This is a genomic window from bacterium (assembly GCA_008933615.1).
Lineage (GTDB): Bacteria > CLD3 > CLD3 > SB21 > SB21 > SB21.
Genome location: WBUR01000039.1, coordinates 1 through 15,671, shown reverse-complemented (window position 1 = coordinate 15,671; position 15,671 = coordinate 1). Strand labels below are relative to the sequence as shown.

The 15,671-nt window shown below is 39.0% G+C and carries 14 protein-coding genes; all 14 read left to right on the top strand.

All coding sequences use genetic code 11. The features are described 5' to 3' along the window. The first annotated feature begins 10 nt into the window (after positions 1-10). Positions 11-562 (top strand): hypothetical protein, encoded by a 552-nt coding sequence (locus tag F9K33_13430; GenBank protein KAB2878377.1) that lies wholly within the window; start codon positions 11-13, stop codon positions 560-562. 9 nt (positions 563-571) lie between these two features. Beyond that, positions 572-1,309: a PHP domain-containing protein gene (locus F9K33_13425; protein ID KAB2878376.1), complete on the top strand. Its 738-nt coding sequence runs from the start codon at positions 572-574 to the stop codon at positions 1,307-1,309. Next, the gene (locus F9K33_13420; GenBank protein ID KAB2878375.1) at positions 1,306-2,271 is read left to right on the top strand and encodes an ATP-grasp domain-containing protein; all 966 of its coding nucleotides are present in this window, start codon (positions 1,306-1,308) and stop codon (positions 2,269-2,271) included. Before F9K33_13425 ends, F9K33_13420 begins: the two co-directional genes overlap by 4 nt. A gap of 9 nt (positions 2,272-2,280) precedes the next feature. Next, positions 2,281-3,213, top strand: a complete 933-nt coding sequence (locus F9K33_13415; GenBank protein ID KAB2878374.1) for a glycosyltransferase family 2 protein — start codon at positions 2,281-2,283, stop codon at positions 3,211-3,213. Continuing rightward, positions 3,203-4,237 (top strand): DegT/DnrJ/EryC1/StrS aminotransferase family protein, encoded by a 1,035-nt coding sequence (locus F9K33_13410; GenBank protein ID KAB2878373.1) that lies wholly within the window; start codon positions 3,203-3,205, stop codon positions 4,235-4,237. Before F9K33_13415 ends, F9K33_13410 begins: the two co-directional genes overlap by 11 nt. Position 4,238: 1 nt before the next feature. Further along, complete coding sequence (locus tag F9K33_13405) at positions 4,239-4,955, top strand: WbqC family protein (protein KAB2878372.1); 717 nt, start codon at positions 4,239-4,241, stop codon at positions 4,953-4,955. Beyond that, complete coding sequence (locus F9K33_13400; protein KAB2878371.1) at positions 4,952-6,088, top strand: class I SAM-dependent methyltransferase; 1,137 nt, start codon at positions 4,952-4,954, stop codon at positions 6,086-6,088. The genes F9K33_13405 and F9K33_13400 overlap by 4 nt, the downstream gene beginning before the upstream one ends. A gap of 64 nt (positions 6,089-6,152) precedes the next feature. Beyond that, positions 6,153-7,277 carry a dTDP-4-amino-4,6-dideoxygalactose transaminase gene (rffA, locus tag F9K33_13395; GenBank protein ID KAB2878370.1) on the top strand — a complete coding sequence of 375 codons (1,125 nt, stop codon included), beginning with the start codon at positions 6,153-6,155 and terminating at the stop codon, positions 7,275-7,277. Positions 7,278-7,325: 48 nt separating this feature from the next. Beyond that, positions 7,326-9,329 carry a hypothetical protein gene (locus F9K33_13390; protein KAB2878369.1) on the top strand — a complete coding sequence of 668 codons (2,004 nt, stop codon included), beginning with the start codon at positions 7,326-7,328 and terminating at the stop codon, positions 9,327-9,329. 110 nt (positions 9,330-9,439) lie between these two features. After that, the gene (locus tag F9K33_13385) at positions 9,440-11,023 is read left to right on the top strand and encodes a phospholipid carrier-dependent glycosyltransferase (protein ID KAB2878368.1); all 1,584 of its coding nucleotides are present in this window, start codon (positions 9,440-9,442) and stop codon (positions 11,021-11,023) included. Positions 11,024-11,030: 7 nt separating this feature from the next. Then, complete coding sequence (locus F9K33_13380) at positions 11,031-12,203, top strand: glycosyltransferase family 4 protein (protein KAB2878367.1); 1,173 nt, start codon at positions 11,031-11,033, stop codon at positions 12,201-12,203. A gap of 802 nt (positions 12,204-13,005) precedes the next feature. Then, positions 13,006-13,512 carry a hypothetical protein gene (locus F9K33_13375; GenBank protein KAB2878366.1) on the top strand — a complete coding sequence of 169 codons (507 nt, stop codon included), beginning with the start codon at positions 13,006-13,008 and terminating at the stop codon, positions 13,510-13,512. Further along, the gene (locus F9K33_13370; GenBank protein ID KAB2878365.1) at positions 13,509-14,672 is read left to right on the top strand and encodes a glycosyltransferase family 4 protein; all 1,164 of its coding nucleotides are present in this window, start codon (positions 13,509-13,511) and stop codon (positions 14,670-14,672) included. Before F9K33_13375 ends, F9K33_13370 begins: the two co-directional genes overlap by 4 nt. Before the next feature lie 106 nt (positions 14,673-14,778). Beyond that, a partial coding sequence (locus tag F9K33_13365; GenBank protein KAB2878364.1) for a glycosyltransferase occupies positions 14,779-15,671 on the top strand: 893 nt, incomplete at its 3' end.

Genomic DNA, 15,671 nt, shown 5'->3' with positions numbered 1-15,671 from the left:
AAATACAATAATGAATGTTTATGTTCTTGGAGGGGGTACGCTCGCAAGGTTGATTATTGACATAATAGAGTCACTTGATGAATTCAAGATAGCCGGCTTTTTTGACGACGGCTATCCTAACTCGAAGGATGTTCTCGGTTATAGTATCCTTGGGCAAATAACAGACATTGACGTAAAAAAAACAACAAATCTGGTAATCGGCATTGGTGACCCTAAATACAGAAAGTTGATCTTTGAAGAAAAATCGGCGCAAGGATTCCATTTCCCTTCATTGGTTCATAAAAGTGTGATACGCTCAAAATATTGTACAATTGAAAATGGCGTGATCATCGGCCCCAATTCTTCCGTTCTAAGTGGAAGCATAATAAAACAGGGTTCTTGTGTGCTAAGCCATGTAAATATTAATCAAGATGTAGTCATAAATCCGTTTTGTCTCATAGGCGCAGGGTCAGTAATCGGCAATAGTGCCGTGCTTGGCGAAGGGTGTCATATTGGACTAGCTAATCACGTCAATCTGAATCAACTTATTGATCCCTGGACTTATTACAATGTTCATGAATAAGACAAGACCATGCGAACCAAATTTGATAAGGCTTATTTAATATCTGCCTCAGACCTTTTGAACCATAAGAGAGTTCCAAAATGGGATTTTCACATACATACGAATTATACCGACGGGAAAGCGAGCGTTCAACAGGTCTTTGAAAAAGCAATAGAAGAAGAGCTTGAAGTGATCATATTTACAGAACACACAGAACCATGGCGCTCCATTAATCCTCACTGGTTTCAGAGTTACGTTCATGAAATAGTGAACTTTCGAGTCACGTATCAGGATAAAATTAAAGCCTTTATTGGACTCGAAGCCAACGCAGTATCATTTGAGGGACAAGTTGAATTAACGGATCAAATGGTCGAAAAAGCAGAGTTTGTTCTTGGTGCGGCTCACCGTTACCCGGGACTTGAAACTAGGAAAATTGCCGATTTGTCAAAAAACGAAGCTATTGATTTGGAATATAGAACGCTAATGGGATTGGCTGCAAGTACCGAGATAGATGCCATCGCCCATATCGGAGCAACTTGCAGTAAGTATTGTACTCCGTTTCCGATTCATCTCACAAGAGAAATAATCAAGGAGGCAACAAAAAATAATGTTGCGGTGGAAATAAACCCTGTCTACCATAAACCTTTGATTCATTTTCTGGAAATATGCGCCGAAGAAAACGCTATGATCGCGCTTGGCAGCAATGCGCATGGATTTGGAGATATCGGTCTAATTGCTCGTGAACTTGAAAAGACTTTAAAGGTATGATAAATATACTGGTAACAGCAGTGGGTTCTGAACTTGCGTTCACTATTATCAAAGCAATAAAACTGATGCAGCAACCCTATCGGCTTATCGGATGTGATATATACAACGAAGTAGTCGGGAAATATTGGTGTAACAAATTCTATACAGTCCCCCTAGCAAAGGACGAAGCAAATTATATTGAGTCGTTGAAACGGATCGTAAAAGATGAAAGAATCAACATCGTTATACCCACCGCGGATCTCGAATTTTTCATTCTTTCAAAACATCAAAATAGTTTTAAGAACGAGTTTGCATGCAATATTTTTATAAACGAGTATGAAGAAATTATTAGATTTAATGATAAATGGCTTGCCTATCAATGGTATGAAAATCACAAACTACCGACTCCAAAAACTTTCCTGGCCGATAATTTGAGCGAATTGAAAAACGAAATAACTGCGCTTCCCTATCCTATGCTTATAAAACCTAGGCAGGGTGGCGGTTCACGAACCATTTTCAAAGTCAGTTCCTTTGAAGAAGTTGTAAAGTATCAACCCATAGTTCCTGATCCGATAATTCAGGAATACCTGATTCCGGATGATGAGGAATATACAGCAGGAACCTACAGAACCTCTGTGAATGAGGTTCTAACCATCGTTATGAAAAGAAAGTTGAAATTCGGTATGACCAATACCGCTGAAACAGTGAATAATCCTGAACTGGATAAATTTTGTAAACATGTCATATTAAACACAAACTTGAAGGGTTCGAATAATATCCAATTTAGAGTAACGAAAGACGGCCCTAAAATATTGGAGATTAACCCGCGGTTTTCAGGAACAACGGGGATTAGAGCAAATTTTGGATTTAATGACGTAGAAATGTGGATCAATGAGGTAATTTTTGGTAAAGAAATTACTCAGCCTGTTATCAATCATGGATTTGTTTTGAGATTTATGGAAGAGCAATATCACTTTAACTAATTTTAAATAATGAAAGTCTCTTTAGCATCCCCGGTATATAATGAGGGCATGAAAATTCAGGAATTTATCCGTCGCGCTGTTACGGCGTTAAAGTCCATTTCAGAAGACATTGAAATAGTTCTTGTTGATGACTGCAGTCCCGATAATACGCTTGCTAAAATCAAAGAGTTATTGCCTCAATATCCTTTTATTAAATTAATACACCTCAACAAGAACTCAGGGCAACATATTGCAACATCCATAGCTCTAAAACACACGACAGGTGACTATGTATATATGATGGATTCGGATCTGCAGGTCGATCCCGAGAGAATGACAGAATTTTTTGAATACGGCAAAGAAGATAAAACATGGGACATTATCAGCGCTTCCAGAATCACAAGGTCGGCAAGTTTTTCCAGAAGGATCGGCTCAAAAATAATTTCACTATTACTTCAAAAAATCGGCGGAACAAAACTTAAAGATATCGGGTCAACATTTAAACTTCTAAAAAGAAAAGCGCTTGACAGGATACTCGCCCAAGATATCTTGGTTCAAAATCTACCCATCCTCATGATGAATCTCAATTTCACAATACTGGAATATTCGGTTGAATATAATAGCACCCAGACCAGAAAAAGCCACTACAAAATCAGTGACTTGATTTATGCCATTGCGTTAGCTTTACTAAACTTTAGTACGGGAGGAACAACTCTTGTGTTGCTAATATCGTTAGGCATCTTATTTTCATTTCTTGGCTCTGCATCTGTTTTAGGAATAATCGTCTGGGGAATTGTCGAACACTCTATATTACCGACGAATCTTCTAATATTTTCTTCTGTTCTAGCTATCGTCGGCATTCAATTCATGCTCCTCGCGATGGTTGTTTTTAAGTTGGAAAGAATAAACAAGAATCTCGACTTCCGAAGAGCATATAATCAGCGTGTGGAATATGAAAATTGATATTGCTGATTTTATCTTTACAGGCAGGGGTTCCACGGCCTTGTGGAGTATTCTTAAAAGCTTAAACAGACCCGATGCAAAAGTTTTACTGCCGGTTAATATCTGCGAAATTGTTTATCCGATTGTTAAAAAAGCCGATATGGTTCCTGTTTTATACGATGTGAATGAGTTTGATGGAATTGCCAAGCTTGAAAATATAAAAGACGCTTTTACAGGCAATGAATCCGTGTTGCTGGCCGTTCATAATTTTGGTTTGCCATTAGACATCGACAAAATCAGCGCATGGGCTGTCAAAAATAATTTATTTATGGTCGAAGACGTTTGTAATTCCTTGGGTGGAAAATTTTATGATAAGCCTCTAGGATCATGGGGCGACGCCTCAATTTTTAGTTTCGGATATGCGAAGATTATAGAGCATGGTTTCGGAGGAGCTGCGTTTGTAAAAGATAAAAACTTAAAAAAAAAAGTGGAGCATCTTACAGACTCTCTTGAAACATATTCCGAAATACATAGATCAAAAGACAGTGAATTTCAAAAACAACTGAGAGATATTCGTTTAAATAAAGAGCACCCGGCTCCTTCAACATACGTTCCATTGTATGAAAACTACTCCGATTTTTTGCTCTATAAAATAGACGCGCAGGCAAAAAAAGAGATTGTAGCGCGTATGCAAACGCTTGAGCAAAACGTCGAATTACGTGCAAAAAAAGCTTCGATCTACCGAACCAAGATTCGATCTAACAAGGTCCGACACATTGATCACAAAGAGGGGCAAATTTATTGGCGTTATAATTTATTAGTAGACTCTCCGGAACGCCAAGATCTTATTGGCAAACTGAGAGAAAACAACCTTCTCGTGAGCACATGGTATCCGCCGATTGCCGAATTGTTTGAAGAAAATGTCGACAAAAAGAAATATCATGGAAGTTACCGCTTCAGAGATAAAGTGGTCAATCTCTTCGTGGACCACAGGGTTACTGAATCTGATATTTCAAAAACAATTGATATTATAAACGGACTTTAAAATGATTATTTCTATCATACAACCTTGTTTCGTACCTTGGCTCGGATACTTTGAGCAAATGGCTGTTGCCGATATTTTTGTTTATTTAGATGATGTTCAATACACAAAAAAAGACTGGCGTAATAATAATCAGTTGAAGTCTCCCTATGGGGTTAAACCCATACATGTTCCGGTAGGAAACGCGTCAAGAAGTACTTTGATCCATGAGGCTTTGATCTCTTACAATAGCAAATGGGAAGATGATTTAATAAATAAGATAACGGAATGGTACAAGAAGGCTCCCTTTTTCGAAGAAATTATGGGTATTATCAAACCGATCGTATTCGGCAAATATGAGAAGCTTGTTGACCTAAACTACAGACTCAACAGCGCTATTTGCAACTACATTGGAATTAATACTCCAATTTCCTACGCTTCGAATATACCTAAAAAAGCAACGGAAAGAAATTCGAGGATCGTTGAAATTTGCACCCATTTTACGGGAGTTGATTTGCTTTATGATGGTAAATCGGCGCAAAGTTTTATTGACATTGAATTGTTTAAACAAAACGGGATTACCGTAATTTTTCAGGACTACATACAATCCTCCTACCGTCAATTATGGGGTGATTTTGTTCCCTATATGTCAGTCATCGACGTTATGATGAATTGCGGTAAAGAATCGAAAAATATACTGATGAGTAGTCCCCTCCCTGAACATATCAAGAAAGAATTATGATGCGAATCTGCCCTTTGACCGGTTCATCTGATTTTACAACATATTACAAGTCATCAGAAGATAGAGTTATGACGAGTGATCAAAGGATTATTCCAGGGAAATTACATAAAATCATTTTTTTGAAATCTGGCATTGTGGCAAACGCGCATACTTTTAGTAACGAAGAACTTTATGCTATATACGGAACTGAATATGAATTAAATACATCCGAATCCGACGAGCATATCTTTTATACGGAATCAGGTCCTATTTCACGATCTCAGGTTTACTTTGAATGGATACGTCCATACTTTCCAAACACTTTTGAATCATTAGTTGAGGTAGGCTGCGGAGAAGGTCGTGTATTGGAAAAGATAGCAGTTGAAAACCCAGACAGAAAAATAATCGGATTTGACGGCAGTCACAAGGCTGCTAATTTAGGAAAAAGAAGAGGCCTAAAGATTTCACAAAAACTAATCTTTAAAGAAGAAGAATTACCAAAATCAGATGTTTTCGTATTACTGGGGGTAATGGAACATATTGAAGATATTGGCAATTTGTTAACTATTCTTATTAATTCCTTAACTGAAAATGGACGAATAATTCTATCCGTGCCAGTACAGAATAATCTGGCTTATGATTTCTTGTTTGCAGATCATGTTTGGCATTTTACAACGGCTCAATTCAAAGACCTATTAAATAAGTACGGCTTAGATGTCATTCATGTCGACGATAATCATAAGATAAATCATGGATTTGGACTATTTGTGTGCGAGAAGAAAGTTATCAATGCTATATCGACTGCAAACGATAAAGAAATTATGTTGAGAAATTTAGAATTTTGGAAATCAAAATTTTCTAATTTTGACATTTGGATAGGTAAGCAAATTCTAAGAAAGATCGCAGTTTTCGGTGCTAGCGAAATCTTTACATTGTTTATGGCCTATACTGCTCTTGGGAAACAGCATATTATTGCCTGTATAGATGACACCAAAAAAGACGGTGATTTAAAACACGGTATCCCCATACACCATTCCGAATGGCTGCGTGAGAATGAGGTCGAATTACTTCTTTTAGCTGTAAACAAAAAATACCATAAAATGATTGAGGAAAAATTTGCCGGACTCAACCTGAATATACATCCCATTTACTAATAAAATTCGCAAATTTATCTTTTCTTTACATGCAAAGTAACACAATTTTATAGAAACAAATCGTATGAAAATTCCATTTAGTAAACCGTATCTCACAGGTAAAGAAGCGCACTATCTCTATCAAGCCGTTTTGTCCGGTATCATTTCCGGGAATGGGACTTTTACAAAAAAGTGCCACGAGTTTTTTCAGGAACGGTATCATTTCAAAAAATGTTTGCTGACCACCAGTTGTACCGATGCTTTGGAAATGGCCGCTATTTTGATTGACATCAAGGCCGGAGATGAAGTCATTATGCCTTCATACACGTTTGTTTCTACGGCCAATGCATTCGTTTTGAGAGGCGCCAGAATCGTTTTCGCCGATAGCGGCCCGGACAACCCTAATATGGATGCTGACCAAATAGAGTCATTGATTACATCTAAGACAAGGGCAATCATCCCTGTACATTACGCAGGTATCGCATGCAACATGGATAAGATAATGGAACTCGCCCTAAAACATAACCTATATGTGATCGAAGATGCAGCGCAAGCTATCGACTCTTTTTATAATAATAAACCTCTAGGCTCCATTGGCCATCTTGCCGCATTTTCATTTCACGAAACCAAAAATGTGATTTCCGGCGAAGGCGGAATGCTGGTTATCAACGATGACCGGTTTATTCGAAGAGCCGAAATTGTCTGGGAAAAGGGAACAAACAGAGCTGAATTTTTTCGTGGAGAAGTCAATAAGTACGGATGGATGGATATCGGCTCCTCTTTCCTTCCATCCGATATTATTGCTGCGTTTCTGTATGCCCAACTGGAACATTTGGATGAAATTCAAACGAAGCGCAAAATGTTATGGAATGCTTATTATGAAAATCTAAAGCCGCTGGAAACGGCTGGCCATATTAGTTTGCCGCGTATCCCCGCTTATGCAACGAATAACGCGCATATGTTCTTTGTTTTATTTAAGAATCTTGAAGCAAGAACACGTGTCATTGAACGCTTAAAACAAAATGAAATTTATGCTGTATTTCATTATCTGAGTTTACATAAGAGCCCATTTTATACTGACAAACATGACGGCCGTGTGCTTCCAAATTCGGATCATTATACCGATTGCCTACTGCGATTGCCGATGTATTATGAATTGAATGAAAATGAAATATCCCGAATATGTTCGCTTTTGCTAGAACCTAAATGATAACACACTACGATAACTCCCATTTTCTGAGTAAGGTCAGATAAACAGATGAACATCGTTATTCAGTTCCTTTTGGTATGTATTTATATGTTTTCGGTTTTTTGTACCGGTTTCTGGTTATATATGCACATTGCGCGTCCAGACGAAAACAAACTGTTAATTGTGGTGATGTCTTTTTTTACAGGTTTGTTCACTTTCCTGTCAGTGTTGGCCCTTTTGCTTAATGTAATGCCTCTCGCCATAGCGAATATAGTCCTGCTGACTATTTGCGTAAGCGTTTCCATCAGCGTATTGCACGAAGCACGGAAAATTTTCAGGCAGGCATTCCTCGAATTTGAAATCAAAGTCAGACACAAAATTTATATCATTATATTCTTTTTAACTCTTATCAGTGTTGGTATCAATTTTGGCACACCAACTTATGACGCATTCTTTCACGAAACCTTGTCCACAAGCATGTTGAACGGCAATTTTCCTCTAAAAACACCTTGGTATTCTGATTGCTATTTAGCTTATCACTATGGCTTTGACCTGCTTGCTGCCTCAACTCAGAGTTTTTGCTTTATCGACCAATTGGATGTTCACAGACCGTGGTATTTTATCTTTCCCGTTCTGATCTTCTTATACCTCTTCACATTATTTTATTCTTATTTTTACAGGAACTACAAGCTTGCGGTGCTTTGCGGGATCGCGTTTCTCTTCTTTTCCCTGACTGGGCTGTATGATCTGGTTCATTTTATTGGAAGAATTCTCACAGGCATTGAGACTACTTCTGAAATCGTTTCATACTTCAGGAGAGATTTAGGATATAGTTTAACTAACTACATCAGCGTGTCGAGACACGTGCTTGCGTTCATCAAATATCCTGTCTTTTTCACTGTTGTTCACATTCTTTTATTCAAGAAGCAAGACAGAAATCCATTTGTCTTCATTTGCGTCTCGTCTCTATTATTGAGTTTTCTTTGCCTTTGCGATGAACCGATCTTTTTATTAACGATCGTATCCATAGGATTATTGCTACTTTTAAGAACGCATATACTTAAGTTTTACGATAATAAAACAGAAATCCTGATGTTTTTGCTTGTGCTATCGTTAACGGGATTGATAGTATTGGCTCAGGGTGGCTTGATTCCTACAAAACTTTTTCATGGAGACCAACTGCTGCCCAAGAATTCCGAAATTGCGGCGATTGGCGGATATTCAACACTCTTGCTAAAAAATCCGTCTCAGCTGTTTCAGACATTTTGGTCACTCCCTTTCCTTCTCTACAAACTTCCGGTCATCGTCGGCGTTCTAATTGTCACCTACTGGCTTGTAAAGACGAAGCAGTTTAGGAGTGATCTTTTTAGCTGGTCTTTTGTGTTGATCGCAGTTTTTATTTCCGGATTGGCCGTCGTATCTGCATTTACGCTTGCCGATGACCCCAAAAATATCCAGAGAGCTTTTAATCTGGAACTAGGTACGGTTTTCCTCCCATTGCTGCTAATTATAGCTGCACAGAAATATAGAAAATTCGAGAAAATCTTTACTAAAAATAACATGTTTTTATTTGTTGTAATTTTGACATGTTTTCCATCGACATTGTGGATAAGCTCACGTTCACTCCTTTCCGTAAGATATTATTATAGCAATACCAGCGATCGGGACTTCATGAATAGATCAGTTGAATTCGGAAATTGGCAAAGAAAGAACTTACCCAAAAATTCAATTATGATGGGCGTATCCGCCGAATTTGACCCGGAACTTTATGAGAGGAACCCATCGGAATACCAAAGTAACCCTGCAGACCTTAGATTCAGCGGATTGTATTCGAGAGGCGGAAACCTTGCCGTAGATCACAGATGGATGGTGAACCTTTCTGACTATTTGAATGCACGAAAATTCGTTAATTATGAGTATGCGGTGACAAACGGCGTTACTCACTTAATACTGCAGCATCCATTGGATTCAACGAACGCGGCGCTACTTAGTGACACGTCAAAATTCAAGGAAGTGCTTTCTCCTTTTTCTGATTTCAGACGAGTATTCAGAATCATTGATTTCAGTCGCTGATATGCAATACAGAAAATAAAGAGTTTTGTGTTTTTTTTGATAGGTGATCCCTGCATGGATTTTAGATAGATGGCATTTAGGATTCATATTTAATCAGGTGTTAGTACATTGTGATTGAACTCAAATTCTTAGGATTATTGGTTAATAAAAACAGATCGATTCTCCTCCTTTTCTGTACATCGCTTCTCTCATCGATACTCTTAACCTATTTCATCGGCTATCCCCGCGGCATTGGAACAGACGGTGTATTCTATGCATTAAGCGGATATAATCTGTTTCATGGTATTGGATTCACTTACAGCGACGTGCCGAACACCTTCACATGGCCCATGATGTCGATACTCATAGGCCTGCTGAGTCTGGTGATGGATGACCTGCAGGCTTCTACGCATGTAATTTTGGTCCTCGCGGTTTGTTTGGGACTATTTCCATTTTATGGATTCGTAAAAAACCTGTTCGGAGATAGGATTGCCGGACTAGCCGCTATTTTATATGCGTTAAATGGTTTTCTTATTCGCATCGCCGCTCGCATCATGCCGGAATCTCTTTTGATCTTTTTTTTACTTGCGTCATTCTATTTTACATCTTCAATAATTAAAACTTATCGCCAGGACGAAAAAACACGCTTGCGCGATTGGCTGGCGTGCGGGCTGTTTTTAGGGTTGGCCTACCTTACAAAGCCGGAAGCCTTTCAGTATTTTGTTATCATTTTAGTATTCCTTTTTGCGACTCTCCTGCACAAGAGGTTATTTAAGAGAGACCACCTGCGGCTTTGGGCTATGAGCGGTGTTACATTGTTAGTCATACTCCCACAAATTCTATTCATACATGAAGCTACCGGCAAATGGGAATTGACCACCTACAACCGGTTCCATTTCAGGGGGTATGTGGAGCCTTTTTTAGGTATTAATGCCGGGGCGCTTCCGAAAGATCCGCATGTCGAATACAATTATAACGCCTTTGTAGTTCGTGGCGAATATAATTCGCTCGACCAGGACATGGACGCATTCGTGCCGCATGTGAAAAAATACGGGATCTCATTGCTCACGATTATCGGATTTTTCCATCTGATACTTTTGCTGTTGTCATTTGTATTTGCAAAACGGCATGACAGATACCCCCTCCTTTTTCTATATTCCCTCTTGTTTCCTATGTGGACGATGATGCTTTGGTATACCACGCGCGATAGTTATTTTGTGATGCACGTACCCGTTTTTCTGGTCATTAGCGCCTACACCATCTTTAAAATTTCTGAAAGAATAGCAAGTCCCAACTACAAAAAAATATTCATGGGCGGCTCGGTTATTGTCCTGCTCCTGCAGTCCTATACGCCAATGATGAACCATGCGCCAACCAATTCGGTTATCGGTAATCACAAGAAGCTGGGGGAATGGATGCGGGACCACTATCCTGAAGCAAAAGGCAAACTTATTGCGGACCGTAAACCTTATGTTGCATTTTCCGCCAAAGCGCGATATTTTCGATATAATAATCCATTAAATTATGAGACATTATTGACTTCACTAAAAAAACATGAGGTAGACTATTTGGTCGTGGATGATTTTTACACAAGGACGAAAAATCCGGGAGTAGCGGAATTATTAGATGGAAGGGATCGCAAGGAATTGAAATTTATTTATGCAGTTGATGACAGTTCCTGGGGCAAGGCCGTCCTCTATAAATTGAGATATTAAAAACGCTATGCCCAATTCAAATAATTACACAAAATCTATCTGTATTCTCATGCCACATTTTTTTTCGGAAAGGGTAGGAGGAGTTGAGATTCAGACTTATTTAATCGCAAAACATCTTGCCAAACGTACTTGGGATGTCCATTTCATAGCTCAGACCCTTTTCCCTGAGAAAATTGGTTCCGTAACCGTCCTGGATGGAATCCATGTACACTGGATTAAGAAACGCACGCTATTTTCTTTTTTTCGGCAGGATATTTCCAGGCTTTTGAAATCAATCAATCCGGCTCTGATCTATCAACGCGGCCGCTCTTTTTTTACCTCATCCCCCGCTGGGTACCGCTTCGCTCAAAGATATCGCAAGAGTCTGATCTATCATTGTGCTGAAAACAATGACTTGGTCATGTCATTTAGCCGACAAGAGGTTATTCAAAGCAAAAAAAACATACTTAAGAAGACCATCCTCTATATCCATGCTTTTTTATCTGACTATTTCTTCAACAGTACGATGGAGAAATCAAATTTAGTGATTGCACAAACTCATGAACAAACATCCCGGTTAAAAGAAAAACGAAATATTGCGGCGCATGTTATACCATCAAGTCACGAAATTCCGCCGGCAGATATTCAAAAGGACGCTCCGCCGATCGTTTTCTGGATTGCCCATGCGGGGCGAAGGAAACGTTTGGAGCTTTTTGTTGAGCTGGCAAAACAATTACAGGGCAGACCAATTCAATTTCTATTTGCAGGTACGATCCCTCATGAGCAGTACAAAAATGAAATATTTTCTCAGACGAAAGAGCTCAGCAATATCCAATATATCGGACCTTTGACCTGGATAGAATCCAATCGAATGTTTGCTAAGGCCTCTGTTTTTGTCAATACAACATTACCTGACCGGGAAGGTTTCCCGAATACGTATATCCAGGCCTGGCTTCATGAAACGCCGGTGGTCAGCCTGAACTATGATCCGGACGGAATCATTGAAAAAAATGGATTAGGGTTCCATTCCCGGAGTTTTGATCAATTAGTAGTTGATGTCTTGCAGCTTATTGAAAACGAAGAATTACGAAGAAAAATGGGCGTAAAAGCCCGCGCGTATGCAATGGAAAACCACGACATCGAAAAGTCGGCTGATGTTATGAACGACCTCCTTATGAAACTGTTAAGTCGAGGTTTGTGAGATGGAATCTCAGCAAATCATATTGCTTTTATATCTTAGCATATTACTAGTTCTGTCCTTTAAGAACCCTCGTTGGGCATTGTTATTCTTTTTTTCGACTAGGTTCACTGTTGACATCTTTTGGAATTATTCGATTGTCGATGGACTCAATATCCTGAAAATTACAGGGGCATTGTTTCCGCTATTCTGCGGCTTATATATTCTCATCAAACGCCCAGCCGTCATTAGCCACCCCTTCTTCAAACCGCTTCTTGTGCTATTCGTTTTAAATTGTATCGCTGCGTCATGGGGATTCTTAAACAGCCATTTCATGTTCTTGCCGCAGCCTCATTCGCCTTTAACATTCAAACACATTATAGACTGGAATTTGAGGTTTCTAAATCTAGCCTCTGCAGTACTGGTTGTTCCATTTATCTTAAATGAATCTAAAGACAAGATCATCTTTTTACGCGCCTTCCTGGTTTCAACCATAATTCCATGTTTCATTAGCTTGTATCAACTCAGTTCCACTTCGATTAAACTGTTGATGGCCAATGTTTCAGAACCCTACTCCGCAGCATTGTTCTACCGTTTAAATGCCACTTACCATGACTCAGGCACGTTGTCCATCGTCATGTTTACGGGAATTTTACTATCTTTATTGCTTGCCTTTACTGAGACGTCCAAAACTCTAAAGACAATGTTCCTCTCATATTCTATATTGTGTTCTATAGTACTGTATTTCACGTTTAGTCGAACTTTGTGGATATGCCTAATAATTTTTCTTACACTTTTCTTCATCATTCGAAAAAAGTATCTTCTTTTGTCTATTATAATCACTATAACTGTTCTCATTTTTACTCAAGTTCCGCTTACCCAGAAGAGATTTGAAAGAGAGCTGGTTTGGATTGAAAATACCGACAAAATGACGAACAGCAATGAAATAAAAAGATTGGGGGCCGGCCGGATGTGGCTCTGGAACGATGCTCGAAAGCACTATCTTAAAATGGACGTTGTGTCTAAAATCATTGGATCAGGAGGCTCATTCGGTTCTCATAATCAATATATAGCCTGGCTTTTGCGTAATGGAGTTATTGGCCTAACTGTTTGGTTATTTTTCTTGTATAAAATGGGGTATTTTTTATGGTTTAAATCCAAGGAAAACAGAGCCGATCTGACCCTTACTTTTGTTTTTGTCATGTTTTGGGTGGTGACGGGCATCATGAATGTTTTTATGCAGCCGTGGGATAACACAACTTTTAGTTACTTTTTTTGGGCCTCGGTTGGTTTAGTGGTATTAGAGAGCAAGACTGGCGGTGGCGATTCTTGAAAATAGTGATCATTACAAATATTCCAAGCCCTTATCGCATTCCGCTATTCAACCGGATGAACGAAGAATTCAAAAGCAGAAACTGGGCGCTTCACGTCATTTTCTTAACAAAGAGTTACAGAAGGCGGAAATGGCAAATAAATGAACAAGAGTTTCATTTTGATTTTGAGTACCTAAGAGATTGGAATTTGGCATATAAGGAAGGCTTTACTTCATTAGCTCTGTCGCTACTCCCATCGTTGTATTATAATCGACCAAATATTATCATTGTCGGGGGCTTTTCATTAGCCACGCTTTGGACATTATTATATGCAAAGTTGTTTCATATTCCTTATATAATTTGGAGTGGCGAGACTATTGCGGAGGATAAAATTCGCTCGCGATTCCGCAGCCTGCGCAATATTCTAAGGCATGTACAAATTCAATATGCCGCAGCTTTTGTGGCTTATGGTACTGAAGCCGCGAAATATTTGCAAAGATGGAGAATAAAACCTAAGACAATATTCATAGGGACTAATACAGTCGATACGGAATTCATACGCGAGAGAGTGCGGGAATTACGGACGCGAAAGCGTGAGTACATTGCTAAACGTAAATTACCTGACTTGAATATCCTATTTGTTGGTTATCTTGAAAATAGAAAGGGCGTTCACTTTATACTGGAGGCCGTAAAGGCAATTCAAAGTGACTCCTCTTCACCAGTTTTCGGAACTCATATCGTGGGCAGCGGACCAGAGGAAATAAACCTGAAAAGGTGGGCAGAGCATAACGACTTGCATCATATTTATTTTTGGGGATTTAAACAGAAGGAAGAATTACCGGAATTTCTTGCATTAGCTGATTTATTGCTCTTTACATCAACGCAAGAATTATATGGGCTGGTGCCTATAGAATCCATGGCAGCCGGTGTACCGACGCTCTGCAGCAAATATGCCGGTTGCACCATAGACCTCATAGAAGATCGTATTAACGGCCTAATCATAGATCCAAATGATGTGGACGATCTGAAGCAAAAAATCATTTATTGTTTGAAAAAACCCGAATTTATGGCTATTTTGGCCGAGAATGGGATGAATACGGTCACTCAGAAATTTTCAATCCGTAGCAGTGTCCTCGGCTTTGAAAAGGCAGTTCGATTCGTCACAAATATTCCACAATAATTTCAATAATAAAAAAAGTAGTAAAATCAATTTGTAAGTTAGTTTTTGTGGTTCTAAGATAATTGAGCGCGCAGCAAGCTAAACTTAAAATTTTAATATAAAACATATGAACATATTGATCATAACGCCGGTTTTTAATGACTGGGACTCTTTTACGGTTTTACTGCAGCGAATAGATCGTGTGGCCTGTACGAACCCGATATTTGCTCAGGTGGATGTTTCATTGATGGCGATTGATGATGGTTCAACCGCTTCATACGAAAAGCACTCCGCTGAATGGAGGCCGTTACAAAAGATCAACTTTTTAGAAATTTTAACATTAAATAGGAACGTGGGGCATCAAAAGGCTATTGCGATTGCCTTAGCTTCTATTTCAAGAGGACCTTTAGTATACGATGCAGTAATAGTTATGGACTCAGACGGAGAAGACCAACCTGAAGATATTATACATTTATTGGCAACTCATATCGGGTCAGGGGAGAAAATAATATTTGCGCAGCGCAAAAAAAGATCCGAGGGCGTTGTATTTATTTTCTTATACAAGGTATACAAACTTGTTTACAGAATCTTGACTGGATCTTCTATATCGTTTGGTAACTTCTGCCTGATTCCTCAAATACTCCTAAAAAAGTTGGTCAACGTGTCGGAAATATGGAATCATTTTTCAGGCGGAGTAATAAGATCAAAACTTCCGATAACTACGATCGAAACGAATAGAGGCGCGCGATATTGTGGCGTTTCGAAAATGAATATTACGGCGCTCATAATTCACGGACTAAGCGCCATTTCGGTTCAAATCGATATAGTGGCGGTTAGATTCCTTATGATTTCAATAATACTAATTGTCTTTTCAATTATCAGTATGCTGGTGGTTATAGGAGTTAAGTTCTTTACGCCTTATGCGACGCCCGGATGGGCTTCGACCGTAGTTTTTGGATTCACAATGATAGTAATGCAGGCTTTCTTTGTTTCCCTTTTTCTAGTATTTATTATATTTAC